The sequence below is a fragment of the Shewanella sp. MR-4 genome, from assembly GCF_000014685.1.
Lineage (GTDB): Bacteria > Pseudomonadota > Gammaproteobacteria > Enterobacterales > Shewanellaceae > Shewanella.
In genome coordinates this window covers 4,488,181-4,502,808 of the sequence record NC_008321.1, presented here as the reverse complement: position 1 = coordinate 4,502,808, position 14,628 = coordinate 4,488,181, and the positions used below count along the sequence as shown (strand labels likewise).

Sequence of the window (14,628 nt, the reverse complement as noted above, 5' to 3'; positions counted from 1 at the left end):
TCAAGTCATCGATTTTTTAAGCTTTAGCGCGCTTAAGCAGGCAACTAATGCCGTGGGATTGGCCTGATGTATGTTATGCCCAGCCTGTTCAATCTGATGCAAGATGATGGGTTGTTGTGCTTGCCAATCCTTTGCTATTGCAGTGAATTTCGCATCTTGGCTGCCCGCAAAAAAATGGCATTCACAGCCAAGGCTTTCAGGTACATCCCAGAGAGAGGCTTGGCGAGCCAGGGATGTGGCCAAAAAGATCTGTTTTAGTGTCTGCTTGGGATGTTGGTCGAGCAGCGACGCACGTTTTGCTACCAAGGCATGCCGCGCCTTGTCGGTCATATCGGCAAACACCGCCTGTTGATACCAAAGCTGTAAAAAATCCCGACTGCTTAAGCTGTGTAAGCGCTTGGCCCACAGGTTGTCGTTTTTACTGCGTGCGGCTTGCTCTGCGGTATCGGTTAGCCCGGGATGACAGGACTCCAGCCATAAGCTCAAAACGCGCTGCGGATACGCCTTGGCAAGGTGCAGAGCGATACGGCCGCCGAGGGAATAACCGTAGAGATAAAAGGATTCAATACCAAGGCGATCGAGGCGACTGATAATGTCTTGAACACAATGCTCGAAACCATTGGTGAGCGTCGATGGCAGCTCATGCTGATTATCGCCGTGTCCGGGTAAATCGAGGCAGATACAGTGAAAATGCTGGCTCAGTTCGGGGATAAGCGGCAGCCAATCGGCCTTAGTCCCTAAAAAGCCGTGAAGCAGGACTAAGTTTGGCTGCGAGACTTCCCCGTAACGGGCCACGGTTGGCATTAGCTTTGTTTCACCCATAAATTCAGCGCGGCGATCTGCTCGCTGGCTTGGTGTTGGCTTACACTGACTTCGATCACCGAGGCGCCCTGATAATCCAGCGCTTCGTGATAACAGCTTTGGAAGTCGGCTAAATTATCCACTTGATTATATGGCAGATTAAACATGGCAGCGGCGTAACCAAACTCTAAACCATGGCTTAAGCGGTAGTAATCACTGCGCAGCTCCTCATTGGGAACGGGCAAGAGATTAAAGATATTGCCGCCGTCGTTGTTGAGAATAATGATCACCAGCGGGCTGGTTAAGCTGCGGGCAATGGCAAACGAGTTGAGATCATGCAGCTGGGATAAGTCCCCAATAATCAAGCTCGTGGGTTTACCTTGATGCGCGGCAATGCCGCAGGCGGTGGCCAGTAAGCCGTCGATCCCCGATGCGCCTCGGTTGGTATAAGTGGTGGCCGTGCAACAACTCACTGGGGCGTACATATCGTATAACCGCACGGGCAGACTATTGCCGATAAACAATTGCTGCTCTAACGGCCGCGTATTGGCAATGGCGCGGATAACCTGCGCCTCACCAAACTCACCTTGATCGATATTACGCACAAATAAACTATGTAATTCATCGTTGTAGGTGACTAAGGTGTTGGCCCAATTGGCCGAAGAGGAGCGATACCAGTTAAGTTGAGCAAATTGCGCGGCGTTGGCGTGCCAAATGTGTTTGGCATTATGGCTTGGGTCGAGTCTGTCCTGCTGTGGCAGCACTTGCCAGTAACTGTGCCAGTTTTGCTCGGCAAGGTAAGCAATCAAACGCTTAGACAATAAGCGCCCACCAAACACCAGCACGCGGTCAGCCTCTTGCAACAGATTGCGCGCCTTAGGGTGTTGCAGTAGTTGGTCAATATTGCCTATTGCCGCAGGATGTTGCCGCAGTTGTGACTGTGCATCGGTCAGCAATGGCCAACCAATCTTTTGTGAGAGGGCGATGAGTTGCTGTGGATCTTGCTCCGGCGTGAGTGTACCCGCGATGATTACGCCCTTACCGTGGACGAAACGCATAATGGCATCATCGCTCGGGCTGCTGAGCTGTTCACTCTTACCGTATTGAGTGTAGGGTCTGGCGTGTTGCAGCCAAGTTTGCAGTGGCCTCAGATAAGGCGATTCGCTATCGAGAATGGTGCCACTCATCTCACTCGGATATAGAGGTTCGCGGTACATGCAGTTGATATGCACTGGGCGTGTTTGGTTTGCCACCGCCTCATCGAGCGTTGTGAGCAACATCTGCGGCGCAATGTGCGCATCTGGCGTGGGCAGGTTTACTTGCTGGGCATAATTGGCAAAAATCGCCGGCTGCACTATGGCTTGGTTGGCGCCGCAACCGAGTAACTCTGGCGGCCTGTCACCGCTTAAGACAATCAAGGGCACATGGGTCAACCAAGCTTCGACTATCGCAGGATAAAGGTTGGCGACGGCCGTGCCTGAGGTGGTGATAATCGCCACGGGGGCGCAGCTGGCTTTGGCTAATCCGAGGGCCATAAAACCTAAGCCACGCTCATCGAAATGCAAGTGACGTTTAAGCTTGGTTTGCTGAGCTGCGGCTAAGGTTAGCGGTGTCGAGCGTGAGCCAGGTGCCATGCAGACATGCTGCACACCAAGACGTGCTAATTCTTCCAGAATCAGTGCGCCCCACATCAGGTTCAGTGTGGCTGTGTTTTCGGTTCGCATAGCAAGATCTATCAGGATAAAGATGGGCTTAGTGTAACGTGTTTGGCGAGCAAGATGTATGCCTGGCTTAACAAAACTTGGGGTTGTGCGCAGGAGGGGGAGGTGGAGCCTAAGCTAAGGCAGAGTATGCCTATCACCTCGTATAACAAGATGAAAAATCAGGATAAGGAGCCGCTAAATAATATGGTCGACAATTTTCTTTATCTGTCCGCTTAGCCAGAACAAGTCCTCATTCACCTTATTCGGTTGGTTTTTTTGCACGAGGAAAATCGTTGGCGCTTCGGTATGGGCGTACAAACGTTCGGCCTCCAGTTGCGACAGCTGACAAGTGTGTAACTCGGGAATATCGCTCACCATCTCGTAAACCACTCGATAGGGCAGTAATGAAATTGTCTGGCTCTCGCCGAGATATTCAAACAGGCTAGAAATACTGGTAATGGTAATTTCAGTATTGAGTTTTATGCCATTTTTAATGCAGAACTCCTGATATGGGCTGAGGCGAGTGCTGGGGTTGCCAAGATCTGTATTGACATAGGGGTATTCGGCAATGCTCTCAAGCGTGATTTCGCGTTTAAAAATCGGATGGTTACGGCTGGCGATGAGGTAAACCTTGTCCATGCGTTGCAGCGTCGTGGTTTGCAACTTATCACCAAAGGCCGCCACATCGGCGGTGCTCTTATTGCAGCAAATGCCTAAGGCCACATCGCCATTGATGATGTCCTGTGTCGTGTGCAGCGACCAAGGTGTGATATTAATCTGCATCGGCTTTTGTTCTTCCTTAATGGCCTGCATTAAGGCTTTAGGAAACGCATAGGCAATGAGGCCCGGCGCTGCAATTTCAACATGGGTTTTGACTTGGCTTGCATTTGCCGCGCGCACCTTTTGAAATTTATCCGAGCATTCTATGGTTTGTTTCGCAATAGGATATAAATGAGTTACAAACTCATTTGGAAATAAACCGTATTTTTTACGAATGAAAAGTTCATCGCCAAATGTTTCCCGCAGATTTTTTAGGCTGCGACTTATTTTTGGGGCTGGGATATCTAACGCCTTTGATACATAGGTTGCAGATTTGTTCTCATATAATGAAACCAATATTTTTAAACTCAAAATATCGAGGTTGTCCATGTTATTAATATGCATTTTTTATATTCCTTAATATTGGGCAAGCACTAGATACGCAAGGAATTATTATGGTGTTGGTAATTAAAATTAATGTGAAACCAGTCTCAAGTCTAGCACCTTTTTTCTATCTATGTGTAACAGGAAATTTAGATTTGAATTTTTTATTTTTCAAAAAACATCTTTAATTTAATTTGAAATTTTAGTTTGTGATATTTGACTATTTGAATTTCAATTTATTAATTAACCATTATCAATATGTGCATTTTAGATTTATGTTAAACGGTAATGTGTTCTGTATCTTAACTTGTTGTTTATGTGTAATTTTGTATTTTTAAATGTGATCTATGTCAAAAAAATAAATGGGATTAACAATAATACTGAAGCTGCTTTAAAGGAGAAAACAAAAATATAATTGTGTTATTGGAGGCGTATATGAACACTTCAGTCATTCTCAGCTATGCGTTTATGTACTTTGTACTATTCGTCGCAGTTCCATTCGTGTTTGTAATGTTTGTCATGACTTGCATTAAGTTTTTTAGAGCAGATCCTGATGACGCTCATCATGAAATGAAACTCAAACCAGTGTTATTTGATGAAGAAAGCTTCAGCTTTTTTAAATCACTCAAAACTGTCGTAGAAGGTAAATATGATGTCTGCTGCAATGTGCCGTTAGACACTGTATTTGATATGGACCAGCATGATGCTGATTTAAATCACGAATGCCGTCTCGACTATGTGTTGATTGACCATGACTCTTCTGAAGTCAAAATGGTGATCAGCGACGCTGGTAAGCAAATTAACTCACCCATGAAAAAGCTGTTCAGTAAATTCAATATTGGTTTTATTGAAATGAACCAGCATAAACAGTGGGATACCCAAAGCCTTAAGCAAGCTTTAGCCGTCTGACCACGACTGTCGGGTTCGGAGCCTTCCGAACCCTGACTTCCTCTGTATTTCCCCATCTATCAATATGAGGACTCGCTATGTCTACACGACAATGGCTGTGGTCATTACGCTTGGGTGTCGTGGCTGTGTTGCTCAGTTTTTCTGCTACGAGTGCTGAACCTGCTCGGCAAATTAACAGTGATGCTTGCATGAAGTGTCATAAGCGTAATGGTCAAATGTTAGGGCATCACGGCCAGGATGCCATGAAAATGACCTGTTCCAGTTGTCACGGTGAAAAGGGTGATCACCCTAAAAAACCAAATGATTTAGTGGTTTTTGGATTAAATGAGGCATCCGAAACCACAGTGCAATTACAGGCATGCCAAAAATGCCACAGGCCCGCCAAACTCAGTTCCCAAGAGTGGACGCATAATGTGCATGCGCAAAAAGTGGCGTGCGCCGCTTGCCATAAATTACATAGCCCAACTGAACCTATGGCCGACATGACGCCTAAGGTTCGCAGTGAGCTGTGCCGTAACTGTCATACAGGCCAGCAGGAGTAAGGTTATGGAAAATTCAAAAAGAAGATTTCTCAAAGGGACATGCGCCCTGTTGGCCGGCGCTTCGGGAGCGACCCTACTCGCGACTGTCAGTGCTTCGAATGAGGCGAAGGCCGAACCCAGCGTGAAGTATGCGCTGATCCACGATGAGACTAAGTGCATAGGTTGCAAGGCCTGTGAGGTTGCATGCCGTGAAACCAACCAGGTGCCCGAGGGCGTGGCGCGGCTGAAGATAGAACAAACCGGACCTTACGGAGAATATCCAAACCAGTTTTATCACTTCAGTCGTAAGTCTTGCCAGCACTGTGAAGATGCCCCCTGTGTCAATGTCTGCCCGACCGGTGCCGCTTTTATCGATAAAGAGACGGGAATCGTGTCGGTGGATGCGTGGAAGTGTGTGGGCTGTCAGTATTGTATCGCGGCTTGTCCCTACAAAATTCGCTTTATCAATCCCGTTACCCATGCCGCGGACAAGTGTGATTTTTGCCGTGAGACTAATCTGGCCCAAGGTAAACAGCCCGCCTGCGTCGCGGCTTGTCCAACTAAGGCCTTAGTGTTTGGCAACTTAAAGGATCCGAGTTCACAGGTGGTACAAGTGCTGAAGGCTAACCCGACCCAAAGGGCTAAGGTTGACCTAGGAACGCGGCCAAAACTGTTCCGCATTGTGGCCAAATCAGGGGAGGTTGCAATATGAGCGCCCTACATTTTGATACGCTAGTGTGGCATTGGCCGATCGCGATTTACCTGTTTTTAGCTGGCGCATCGGCCGGCGCCATGTTCTTTGCGGTGTTACTCAAACATTTTGTGTTAAAGCATAACGCCTACCAGTCTGGCTTTGTACAAGCGGCCTGTATTGTGGCGCCCGTGGCTGTGATGGCGGGTTTGGGCATCTTAGTCTTGGACTTAACTAAGCCCTTAGATTTTTGGAAGATCTTAGTCTTCTATAATCCCAAGTCAGTGATGTCGATGGGGGTGTTGATTCTGCTGATTTACCAAGTCTTTATGTTTATGTGGATTGGCTTGTTATTCCGTAAACCTATTGATGCTTGGTGTGAGAGTCGCTTCCCCATAGTGCTGAAGTTCACGGCCTGGCTGAGTCGCTTCGAGGCAACGATTACTGGCTTGTTGGTGATCTTCTCCCTCGCGCTTGGGGCTTATACCGGCTTTTTACTGTCGGCCTTGCCCGGCTATCCGATGTTGAAAAACCCTGTGTTGCCGCTGCTGTTTTTGGCTTCGGGGCTTTCATCGGGCGCCGCATCTTCCCTCTTGGGTGGCGTGCTACTTAATGCCAACCCCAATGCCAAGGAAGTACACTTTATCCATAAAGTTGAGATCCCATTGATTTTGTTGGAGATAGTGTTGATTTTCACCTTCTTTATGGGGCTCGTCTTGTCGGGAGGTCAGAGTAAGTTTGCCGCCTTTAATGCGATAGGTTATGGCTTCTGGGGATGGGTCTTCTGGATTGGCATAGTTGGGCTGGGATTATCGGGACCATTGGCGATGAACCTGTTTATGACGGCTACCTCCAAACGTAAATGGGCCTATGTGGCTGGAACCGCGTGCTTAAGTCTTATTGGTGTACTACTGCTGCGTAACTTTATTCTCTACACGGGGCAAATGACGGTCGTTTAATAGGGCACGGTTTGCCCAAGTTAAAGATAAGAAGGAATAACGGCGGATGGCGAAGCGGTGCTTAAGGAATGCACTGTGAGTTAACCTCCTTTGATTACACTGGCTGAAGTAGTTAAAGGTGGGTTGCCTTGTCGCGATTTGCTGTCACAGGGAGGTTATTGGGAAGGGAAGCCATATTTTTGATATTGTTTGCCCTGCCTCCACAAGGGCCTCGCCACCTTTATTCCTTAGGGGTGGCGTTTCTTGTTTGGGGGCAAAGCATGCCTATTCACCCGCGTTATTTATCCACTCGCTCATCACCACATGGGTTTTGATTTTAATGATGTCCGTGTGGGTATCGATATATTCACGAATTTCATGCAAGCGGCGCATCGACGGGGCGTGCACATACACCAGCAAATCCATATCGCCGGATATACCGCGGCAAGTGATCACCTCGGGGATGGCATGGAACACATGCACCACATCGGCGCAGCGCGGGCATTTATGCTGGATTTCGAAATAGGCCGACACGCCTTCCTTTTGCGATTCGCTCAGCAAAACCTGATAGCCGCGGATCACCCCAGTTTGCTCGAGTTTTTTTATCCGTTCGGCAACCGCACTCCGGGAAAGGTTAACCTGCTCAGCGATACTGGAGACACTCTGGCGAGCATCTTGGCGTAGGCTGTGGATGATGGCGGTATCAAACTTATCCAACTTGAGCTCCGATAAAAACGGGTTGTAAAAAAGCGCGAGGCAAATCGCCAAGGCAGGCTAATATCAGTTAAACACCCTGCGCTGGGGCTGCGCCGTCATTTTGCCGGAAATATGCATTTTTGCCGTCATTTTGCCGGTGTTTGCCATGAAGAACACTGAGATTGACGGCAGATTGCGGCGTAAAATCTCACTATACTGACGGCTTCAAAACCACTGAATTTTAACAGATGAACTCACATAGCGGAACTATAGGACGTTGGCAAGGCGCAGGCTTGATGGCCACCACTTTGCTGGGCACAGGGGTGTTTATTCTCCCGCAAATGACAATCGACAAAGCCCAAGCTGGCGCGCTTATCGCGTGGTCACTCCTGACCTTAGCCATTATTCCGGTGGCACTGATTTTTGGTCGATTGGCGAGTGTCTTTCCCCATGCTGCGGGTCCCGCTTATTTTGTCGAAAAGGCTTTTGGCCGCACCGCTGGCCGTACTATTGGGCTGATTTTTTTACTGGTGGTGCCCATGGGCGCGCCGGCCGCGATTTTGATGACCTTCCAATTCGTTAATGCACTCATCCCCTTAGATGGCTGGTCTAAAGTGGGTGCTGAGGTATTAGTGATTTTCGGTTTATTCCTACTTAATCTGCGTGGTATTCAAGTCTCGGCCAAACTGCAATTTGGCTTAACCCTTTGTATTATGGCGATTGTGGTGCTGTTATTCGGGGCGAGTAGTGTGCAACCTGGGCACTTAACCTCATTAGCGAGCTATGGCACGCCAGAAATTCCCACCATTATGATTGCCGCAGGTATCGCCTTTTGGAGTTTCCTTGGGATTGAGGCCATGACTCACCTCGCCGATGATTTCCGCCGTCCGCAGCAGGATATGATCCCAGCGATGATGATGGGTACTGTGCTGGTGGGCATTATTTATGTGGCCTGTACCTTGATTTTACTGTTAGTTCCGACCGATAAAAGCGTGGCCATGATTGGTGTGTTCGATGCGCTTTTGGGTGGCTATGGCGCACAAGTGATAGGTGTATTGGGGATTGCCAGCGGTCTTGCCACGGTTAACGTGTACGCCGCCAGTGCTGCGCGCCTTATCTGGAGCTTTGGTAACGAAGGCATTTTGCCACGCTGCTTTGCGGTAAAAAATCGTCACGGTGTACCAATCCGCGCCTTGGCGGCGTTACTCAGCGTGATGGCGAGTGTGATTGTACTGACCCACACCACGGGCCAAGAGCTCGAGCATTTGATTGCCTGGAGTAATGGGGTATTCGTGGTGATCTACTTAATGGCGATGTTAGCCGCGGCTAAGTTATTGCCCCGCAGTAACTTACCCTTAGTGGTATTAGGTTGTGGCTTCTGTTTGGCCTTAGGTATCGCGCTTGGGGCAAGCATGGCCTACGTGCTGGTGTTGATCTTGTTCGTCGCACCATTCCTGTGGTGGCAGAAGACGCATATCAGCCGCAAACAGAGCTTAGCGGTAAATAAAGCGTCTTAGTGGTCAAAGTGCTGAACTATCTCTGAATGACGGACCAGAACGCCAACTGTCGTGCGTTCTGGTCCCTTAGTCTTAAATCTTCTGATCCAGTTTAAAGTCGAGCTGCACCTGTTGATTCAGCTGTGGCACGGCCTTGCCCGAATCAAACTTAGGTTTATATTTCCAGTTTTGCACCGCTGACAGTGCCGCCTTATCAAACACTCGCTTCGGATTGGCATCGAGCACGCGCACATTGCTGACACTACCATCCGCCGTAATATCAAATCCCACGACCACATAACCTTCCTTGCCATTTTGTGCCGCATCAATGGGATAGCGAGGTGACACTTGCACCACGGGTAAGGCTTCAGCCGTCATTGCCGATTGGGTAAAGAGTGTGGTTTGGCTCGGCATTTCGGGAGTAAAAGTTTGAGTATTGAAGTCGACGAGTTGATTGCTCTCACCCGGAGCGGTAACGCGCTCCCTAGCCGGAATGGGTTTAGGTGGTTCGGGTTTACGGTTTTCCTTAGGCGGAATGGGTGTTCGCTCGCTCATCAAAATATTGATTTGCGGTGCATCGCTCGCTTGCCCGCTCAAGGGCTGCGGATTATGGATAAGTTGCGCCATAAACACGAACAAACCTAAGGTGATCAGTGCGCTAACAAGGATAATACCTGTGCGATTAACGAGTGCATGTTGGCCCATAGTGTTTCCTTACAATGGATGAACAAGATTTAATCTATATCACCTATCACTAAATTTTAGAAATGTTTATTTACAAATAAGCATAATTGTTGAGCAATTTTTGATGGGCTGTAATGGCATAAAGCACGAGCCAATCGCGCTTGCCGAGCGGATTTGTGGCAATCACTGCCTGCTTTCAATATCGTTTGAAGTAAGACAAAAGTGCCAGACGCCATTGATATACGGCGATATCTTTGCAAGCGAGGCTAAATTCTGTGTTCTATATTTTGATCATTCATGTCGAAGGAGAATAAATATGGATTCTGCTGCGCTACTGAGTCGAGTCGATGACTTACCCCGTTTACCTAAAGCCATTAGTGAGCTGCTTGAAGTAGTTAACGATGATAATGCCACGGTCAAAAATATTGCGACTAAGGTGTCCCACGATCCCTTGATCAGCGCTAAGGTGCTGAGGCTGGCAAATTGCGCCCACTATGGTCACAGCCGCGAGGTGGGCAGTATTGACGAAGCCGTTGTGCGCCTTGGCATGCAGACGCTGCGGACGTTAGTCCTAGCGTCGGCGGTGATGGGCTCAGTGCCTAAATGCCAAGGGGTCGATCTCGCGCAGTTTTGGGGGCAGACCTTTGAAATTGCACTCTATTGCCAAGAGATGGCCAAACGTTGTGGGGTACAGCCCGATGAGGCCTTTACCTGTGGGATCCTCCATCGGATTGGTGACTTACTGATTGCGGCGATTTCCCCCGAAGATGCCGAGAAGATTACCGAAGCCGTCGCTCAGGGCAAAGATAAGCATACGTTTGAGCGTGAACTGCTCGGCTATGACTCGCCCGATATTGGCGCCCTGTTGGCCCAAAACTGGAAATTCACCCCCGCGCTGGTGCAGGGGATTCTTTATCAGGATCACCCCAAGGATTCGAATCCGTTTTCTAAATTGGCCGCCTTGTTGTGCCTCGCCTATAAAGTGCTGGAGGAGTGGGACAGCATAGATGATGACGATAAAACCAGTTGGTTATCGCAATTAGCGACCAAGAAGGGCTTAAAGATGGAAATGGGGGGATTGCGAGTCAAGTTAACAGAACTGAGAGGCGCTGGATTCGAAATAGGTAAGGCCCTTGCTTAAGACTGTTTGACCCGCAAACGGCAATTTAAAACGTTAAACTCAAAGCATGAATGGCAGCACTGCGATTCATGCTTTTTTATGGGGGCTTTTAGTATGCCGCTTGGGTCGCTTCGATAGCCTGATTACGCATCTGGATCAGTTCGCTGTGTTTGAGGTACAGCAAATCGGCGGTGCGGCGAATAATTTGATCTTCGTACTGGGATAGTTGTCCATCGGCATAGGCTAATTGCCACATAGCTAACAGCAATTGTTGCTTTTGCTCCAAGCTAAATTCGGTATTGATGGTATTGGTAAACTCAAACAGCGAGGTGGCATTACCTTGGGCTTTTTTCGCTTCTTCAATCAGTTCATTGGCTTCCTGCGTTGGCATCGACAACGTTTCCGTCAGCAAGGTTGGCAGTAATGCCATTTCTTCTGCCGCGAGGGTTTCATCGGCAAATACCACTTCGAGCAACATGCTCGCGGCCGCCAACTTGAGCTGGTGGGCTTTCTCCTCGGGGGAGATGGCCTGGGTGTGGGATTGAAGGAATCGTTTCAGCTTAGCAATCATAAAAGGGCACTGCTCTGGCAAGAAGGGATAACTAAATAGAGTGATTTACGGCGCTAAAGTTCACCCTAAGCCGTGTGCTTAGGGTGAAAGCGAAGATTACAGCAGAGAGTTTAGGCCCTTCATCAGAAGATCTGAGCTGCCTTCGGCGCCATTTGTCTCAAGATAAGACTTGGCGATATTGATCATCGGCATAGCGAGATCTTTAGAAATACCTAATTTTTCAAAAGCATCTAACACCATTGCGCTGCCTTGAAGGGAAGATCCAATATTACCCGCCTTAGACAATAGGCCTGAAACGCCCGAGTTAGCGTCAAGCTTTGGCGCTGCGGCTAATAGGCTGTCGGCATTAGGAATGCTGGCGGCTAATTTGGTGTAATCATTCGAACCTAGGCTAGACTGGGCTAGGCCTAACAGGCTGCCTAAACCGCCTTCGGCTTGGTTTTGGCTTAAACCGAGTTGCGACATTACGCTACCGACTAACTCGTTAGATTGAGTCGCGGTACCTGTGGCCACTTTTTCTGTTTTTGCTTGTGTTCCTGCGAGGTTATCTAACCAGCCTGCACTGGCGGGAGCCGCTAAAAGCGTGGCACTGATCAGGATTGAGAGAGTGAGAGTGTGTTTCATGAGTGGCATCCTTTGAGGGTTTGCGCGCAATAAAGGCCCACAGTGTAACGGCTTTGCGACTTTTGTTGCAGTCCTTTTCTGTGATTTACGGTTCACTCAAGTGATTTGTGTTGTGCATTGGGGCGGGATTTTGGGTATCCTTAGCGGCAATTCACGGTGTTAATTTACTTCAATTATTTTGGAAAGGCGCATGTCACTATCCGCAATTTTGACCGAAGCTTATAACTTTTTCCGTAATCATCTCACTCAGCTTGCCATGCTGACAGTGCCATTGCTGTTAGTGCAGGTGGGGATCCAGCTGTGGCTAGGCACAGAGATGAGCAAAGTCGATCTGGAAAACCCACAGTTTGGCGCGCCACATATGATCGCCATGATGCTACTGTTATTGATTTTTTCGGTGCTGATCGCCGCATTAACGCTATTTTTAGAGCTGAGATCCCAGGGACATAATCCCCCGACGGGAATGGTATTGAAGGCCAGCTTACCCTTTGTACCGCCCCTGCTGTTGGCGGGTGTGTTTTCGGGACTGGCGATTTTAGCGCCTGTGATGCTATTTGCTGCGTTCGGTCCACTGTGGTTAGTCGGCCTCGTCATCAGTTTCTATCTGTTTGCGCGACTCGCCTATGTGAACTTTATGGTGGTGGTTGAACGTCTCACACCGCTGGAAGCCATTAAGGCAAGCTTTAGCTTTAGCGGTCCTATCGTACTGAAAACCATCGCCTTATTGATGCTTTATTTGCCGCTTTCTGTCGTGGGTGCGCAGCTCTCTGGCGCGGCTTCTCTGGGCGGCCTGCCAGTGCAAATGTTGGCGGATACCTTGATGGCATTTATCGGTCTATTCGTGAACTTAGCGCTGTTCCGCCTGTATATGGTGACGAAAAAGCCTACCGCGGAATAATATCAACTGAGTACATTTGAACTGAGGTAAGGATTTATGGGGACAGTGGCTGAGTTACTGGATAGCGAATTTATCCAAGGGTTTTCGGCCTCTCTCCTCGATGATTACCTCAACGCCAAAAACTATGTGCAGGATGTGCCCACCCAGTCACTGCTACATATCCGCAGTTTTACCCACAGGCTGACCGAACTACTCGGTCAGGATAAAGCCGTCTCCTTCACCAGTCCCAACCTCTATGATCGTATCGAGCTGTTAAACCAAAAGCGGCTGATCGATGTGAAGACGACCAGAGCCTTGCATCGCCTGCGTGGCGATGGTAACCGTGGTGCCCACCCTGAAAAATACCATTTAACCCAAGAACAATTGCTCGCCTTGGCCCAAAAGGCCATTAAGGATGTGTTGGCCTTAATTGAGCACTTGTATCCTAAGGTGATTGGGTGTGCGGCTCCCGCTTATCGTTACCAAGCCAGCGATGCTGTTACCATTAAAGATCTCTGTTACCGCGCGGTGATGGAAGACGACCCTAAGGCACAATATCTTGTGGGGATTTCTTTTAAAACCAAAGCATTAATGCTTAAAGAACAAGAGCTTGCCTTAGCTGACCAATCCTATGGTAATGAAGATGAAAATGGCCCAGCGGTAAAGGAAGTGGCGCAAAAAGCCAGTGATACCTTTGCCAAAGCTGCCTATTGGTTTGCCCTCGCGGCGCCAAAACATTCCGATGCTCTCTATGAACATGGGGTGGGGCTTATCCATGGCTATCAAGGACAGGCCGATGCCATTCAGGGCGAAGCTGCAATTGCCAAGGCCGCTGAGGCGGGTGTCGTCAATGCGATGGCGTTACTCGGGTATTTTTATCTGGTGGGCAGCGAGACATTTAAGCCGGATTTAGTGCAGGCTAAGCACTATTTACAATTGGCGGCCGAGGGCGAGCAGACCGAAGCCATGGCGAATTTAGGCGTGCTTTACTATCAGGCGAAAGATCTGACCCAAGCCTATCATTTTATTAATAAAGCGGCACAAGCGGGTTATCCCCATGCCCAGTACCATTTAGCCTTAATGCTCGCTAATGGCGATGGTTGTCAGCGCGATCCTATTGTGAGTGAATATTGGATGGCCGAAGCGGCGGAACAGGGCCAACTCGATGCCATGCTTACCCGCGCACAACACATGCTAAACGATGAAAGTGGTTTGGGTGGCGATGTGAGTCAGGCGGAGCGTTACCTGCGTGAAGTGATTAAATACGGTCACAGCGTGCCAGCCATGATTGAGTTGAGCATGGCACTCGCGGACGGTATTTTAGGGCGCATCGATGTGGTGGGCTCTGCGGCGCTGCTCAACCTCGCGCGCCGTCATGCTAATGCCAAAGAGGCCGAGATCATCGAGCCTCTCTGGCAATCACTCGCGCTGCAAATTGATACTGTGCTGGAGATGACTCAAGATCCCGGCGAGATTCAAACCCTTAAGCGCGCAAAAACCTTACTAAGCGCCTAGTATTATTTCTCATCCTGTTGATGCTCGAAGGTGCGGCCACGATATTGCTCTGCATGGGGTTCGCGTACCACATTCGCCGAGCGATAAAAGTCCGATGCTTGGCTTGCCGCCTCCTGTGCTTGCGCCTGGGTGCGATTAAACTTACTCATTTGGCGTGCGACATAAAAACGGCTAAATAGCACAACACAGCCGAGCGCAATGGCACCGAATAAAAGCACAAAAGGTAATAAAAACAGAGATAAGCAGATTAGGCTGACGCTGACCGCCATGGCTAACCAAGCCCGAGCTCCTGAAATGCGTGGCTGAAATGGGCTCTGTTGAAATTGTTGATAGATCATA

Annotated in this window: 16 protein-coding genes; 8 read left to right on the top strand and 8 right to left on the bottom strand. The window is 48.9% G+C overall.

The window, feature by feature from the left end; genetic code table 11:
- From menH to SHEWMR4_RS19665, 3 genes are all read right to left on the bottom strand, one after another.
- Entirely contained in the window at positions 1-804 is an 804-nt protein-coding gene (gene menH / locus SHEWMR4_RS19675) for a 2-succinyl-6-hydroxy-2,4-cyclohexadiene-1-carboxylate synthase (protein WP_011624489.1), read from the bottom strand.
- On the bottom strand, positions 804-2,525 hold the full coding sequence (gene menD, locus SHEWMR4_RS19670; protein ID WP_011624488.1) for a 2-succinyl-5-enolpyruvyl-6-hydroxy-3-cyclohexene-1-carboxylic-acid synthase: 1,722 nt from the start codon (positions 2,523-2,525) through the stop codon (positions 804-806). The genes menH and menD overlap by 1 nt, the downstream gene beginning before the upstream one ends.
- A 174-nt stretch (positions 2,526-2,699) precedes the next feature.
- On the bottom strand, positions 2,700-3,668 hold the full coding sequence (locus SHEWMR4_RS19665; protein ID WP_011624487.1) for a LysR family transcriptional regulator: 969 nt from the start codon (positions 3,666-3,668) through the stop codon (positions 2,700-2,702).
- Positions 3,669-4,082: 414 nt separating this feature from the next.
- Between SHEWMR4_RS19665 and SHEWMR4_RS19660 the strand changes: the two genes are divergently transcribed.
- The 4 genes from SHEWMR4_RS19660 to nrfD all read left to right on the top strand — a co-directional run bounded on the left by SHEWMR4_RS19660 (position 4,083) and on the right by nrfD (position 6,727).
- Positions 4,083-4,556 (top strand): DUF2726 domain-containing protein, encoded by a 474-nt coding sequence (locus SHEWMR4_RS19660; protein ID WP_011624486.1) that lies wholly within the window; start codon positions 4,083-4,085, stop codon positions 4,554-4,556.
- A gap of 77 nt (positions 4,557-4,633) precedes the next feature.
- Entirely contained in the window at positions 4,634-5,098 is a 465-nt protein-coding gene (locus SHEWMR4_RS19655) for a nitrite reductase (RefSeq protein WP_011624485.1), read from the top strand.
- Between the two features lie 4 nt (positions 5,099-5,102).
- Positions 5,103-5,789, top strand: coding sequence for a 4Fe-4S dicluster domain-containing protein (locus tag SHEWMR4_RS19650; protein WP_011624484.1), 687 nt, complete (start codon positions 5,103-5,105; stop codon positions 5,787-5,789).
- Entirely contained in the window at positions 5,786-6,727 is a 942-nt protein-coding gene (gene nrfD / locus SHEWMR4_RS19645) for a cytochrome c nitrite reductase subunit NrfD (protein ID WP_011624483.1), read from the top strand. The genes SHEWMR4_RS19650 and nrfD overlap by 4 nt, the downstream gene beginning before the upstream one ends.
- A 264-nt stretch (positions 6,728-6,991) precedes the next feature.
- Here the strand turns inward: nrfD and SHEWMR4_RS19640 are convergent, their stop codons facing one another.
- Positions 6,992-7,423 carry an Lrp/AsnC family transcriptional regulator gene (locus tag SHEWMR4_RS19640; protein ID WP_011624482.1) on the bottom strand — a complete coding sequence of 144 codons (432 nt, stop codon included), beginning with the start codon at positions 7,421-7,423 and terminating at the stop codon, positions 6,992-6,994.
- A gap of 227 nt (positions 7,424-7,650) precedes the next feature.
- On the opposite strand from SHEWMR4_RS19640, the gene yjeH reads away from it, so the two are divergent.
- Positions 7,651-8,919, top strand: coding sequence for an L-methionine/branched-chain amino acid transporter (gene yjeH / locus SHEWMR4_RS19635; RefSeq protein WP_011624481.1), 1,269 nt, complete (start codon positions 7,651-7,653; stop codon positions 8,917-8,919).
- A 72-nt stretch (positions 8,920-8,991) separates the two neighbouring features.
- Here the strand turns inward: yjeH and SHEWMR4_RS19630 are convergent, their stop codons facing one another.
- Positions 8,992-9,603 carry an energy transducer TonB gene (locus SHEWMR4_RS19630; protein WP_011624480.1) on the bottom strand — a complete coding sequence of 204 codons (612 nt, stop codon included), beginning with the start codon at positions 9,601-9,603 and terminating at the stop codon, positions 8,992-8,994.
- Between the two features lie 295 nt (positions 9,604-9,898).
- On the opposite strand from SHEWMR4_RS19630, the gene SHEWMR4_RS19625 reads away from it, so the two are divergent.
- Positions 9,899-10,723 (top strand): HDOD domain-containing protein, encoded by an 825-nt coding sequence (locus SHEWMR4_RS19625; RefSeq protein WP_011624479.1) that lies wholly within the window; start codon positions 9,899-9,901, stop codon positions 10,721-10,723.
- A gap of 88 nt (positions 10,724-10,811) precedes the next feature.
- Here SHEWMR4_RS19625 and SHEWMR4_RS19620 read toward each other — a convergent pair whose 3' ends face one another.
- Together SHEWMR4_RS19620 and SHEWMR4_RS19615 are read right to left on the bottom strand one after the other, a co-directional pair.
- A complete protein-coding gene (locus tag SHEWMR4_RS19620; protein WP_011624478.1) occupies positions 10,812-11,273 on the bottom strand; it encodes a TerB family tellurite resistance protein in 462 nt (153 codons plus the stop codon).
- Between the two features lie 96 nt (positions 11,274-11,369).
- Positions 11,370-11,897 carry a DUF2780 domain-containing protein gene (locus tag SHEWMR4_RS19615; protein WP_011624477.1) on the bottom strand — a complete coding sequence of 176 codons (528 nt, stop codon included), beginning with the start codon at positions 11,895-11,897 and terminating at the stop codon, positions 11,370-11,372.
- Between the two features lie 190 nt (positions 11,898-12,087).
- On the opposite strand from SHEWMR4_RS19615, the gene SHEWMR4_RS19610 reads away from it, so the two are divergent.
- Together SHEWMR4_RS19610 and SHEWMR4_RS19605 are read left to right on the top strand one after the other, a co-directional pair.
- On the top strand, positions 12,088-12,795 hold the full coding sequence (locus tag SHEWMR4_RS19610) for a hypothetical protein (RefSeq protein WP_011624476.1): 708 nt from the start codon (positions 12,088-12,090) through the stop codon (positions 12,793-12,795).
- A gap of 36 nt (positions 12,796-12,831) precedes the next feature.
- On the top strand, positions 12,832-14,289 hold the full coding sequence (locus SHEWMR4_RS19605; protein WP_011624475.1) for a DUF4145 domain-containing protein: 1,458 nt from the start codon (positions 12,832-12,834) through the stop codon (positions 14,287-14,289).
- A 2-nt stretch (positions 14,290-14,291) separates the two neighbouring features.
- Here the strand turns inward: SHEWMR4_RS19605 and SHEWMR4_RS19600 are convergent, their stop codons facing one another.
- On the bottom strand, positions 14,292-14,627 hold the full coding sequence (locus SHEWMR4_RS19600) for a hypothetical protein (protein ID WP_011624474.1): 336 nt from the start codon (positions 14,625-14,627) through the stop codon (positions 14,292-14,294).
- Position 14,628 lies beyond the last annotated feature (1 nt).

Bases quoted from the DNA above. Each gene is read 5' to 3' on its own strand.
- SHEWMR4_RS19660 (WP_011624486.1), top strand. From the start codon at position 4,083: ATGAACACTTCAGTCATTCTCAGCTATGCGTTTATGTACTTTGTACTA.
- menH (WP_011624489.1), bottom strand. From the start codon at position 804: ATGCCAACCGTGGCCCGTTACGGGGAAGTCTCGCAGCCAAACTTAGTC.
- yjeH (WP_011624481.1), top strand. From the start codon at position 7,651: ATGAACTCACATAGCGGAACTATAGGACGTTGGCAAGGCGCAGGCTTG.
- SHEWMR4_RS19665 (WP_011624487.1), bottom strand. From the start codon at position 3,668: ATGCATATTAATAACATGGACAACCTCGATATTTTGAGTTTAAAAATA.
- SHEWMR4_RS19630 (WP_011624480.1), bottom strand. From the start codon at position 9,603: ATGGGCCAACATGCACTCGTTAATCGCACAGGTATTATCCTTGTTAGC.
- SHEWMR4_RS19600 (WP_011624474.1), bottom strand. From the start codon at position 14,627: ATGATCTATCAACAATTTCAACAGAGCCCATTTCAGCCACGCATTTCA.
- SHEWMR4_RS19650 (WP_011624484.1), top strand. From the start codon at position 5,103: ATGGAAAATTCAAAAAGAAGATTTCTCAAAGGGACATGCGCCCTGTTG.
- SHEWMR4_RS19620 (WP_011624478.1), bottom strand. From the start codon at position 11,273: ATGATTGCTAAGCTGAAACGATTCCTTCAATCCCACACCCAGGCCATC.
- SHEWMR4_RS19625 (WP_011624479.1), top strand. From the start codon at position 9,899: ATGGATTCTGCTGCGCTACTGAGTCGAGTCGATGACTTACCCCGTTTA.
- SHEWMR4_RS19605 (WP_011624475.1), top strand. From the start codon at position 12,832: ATGGGGACAGTGGCTGAGTTACTGGATAGCGAATTTATCCAAGGGTTT.
- SHEWMR4_RS19655 (WP_011624485.1), top strand. From the start codon at position 4,634: ATGTCTACACGACAATGGCTGTGGTCATTACGCTTGGGTGTCGTGGCT.
- SHEWMR4_RS19610 (WP_011624476.1), top strand. From the start codon at position 12,088: ATGTCACTATCCGCAATTTTGACCGAAGCTTATAACTTTTTCCGTAAT.
- nrfD (WP_011624483.1), top strand. From the start codon at position 5,786: ATGAGCGCCCTACATTTTGATACGCTAGTGTGGCATTGGCCGATCGCG.
- SHEWMR4_RS19615 (WP_011624477.1), bottom strand. From the start codon at position 11,897: ATGAAACACACTCTCACTCTCTCAATCCTGATCAGTGCCACGCTTTTA.
- menD (WP_011624488.1), bottom strand. From the start codon at position 2,525: ATGCGAACCGAAAACACAGCCACACTGAACCTGATGTGGGGCGCACTG.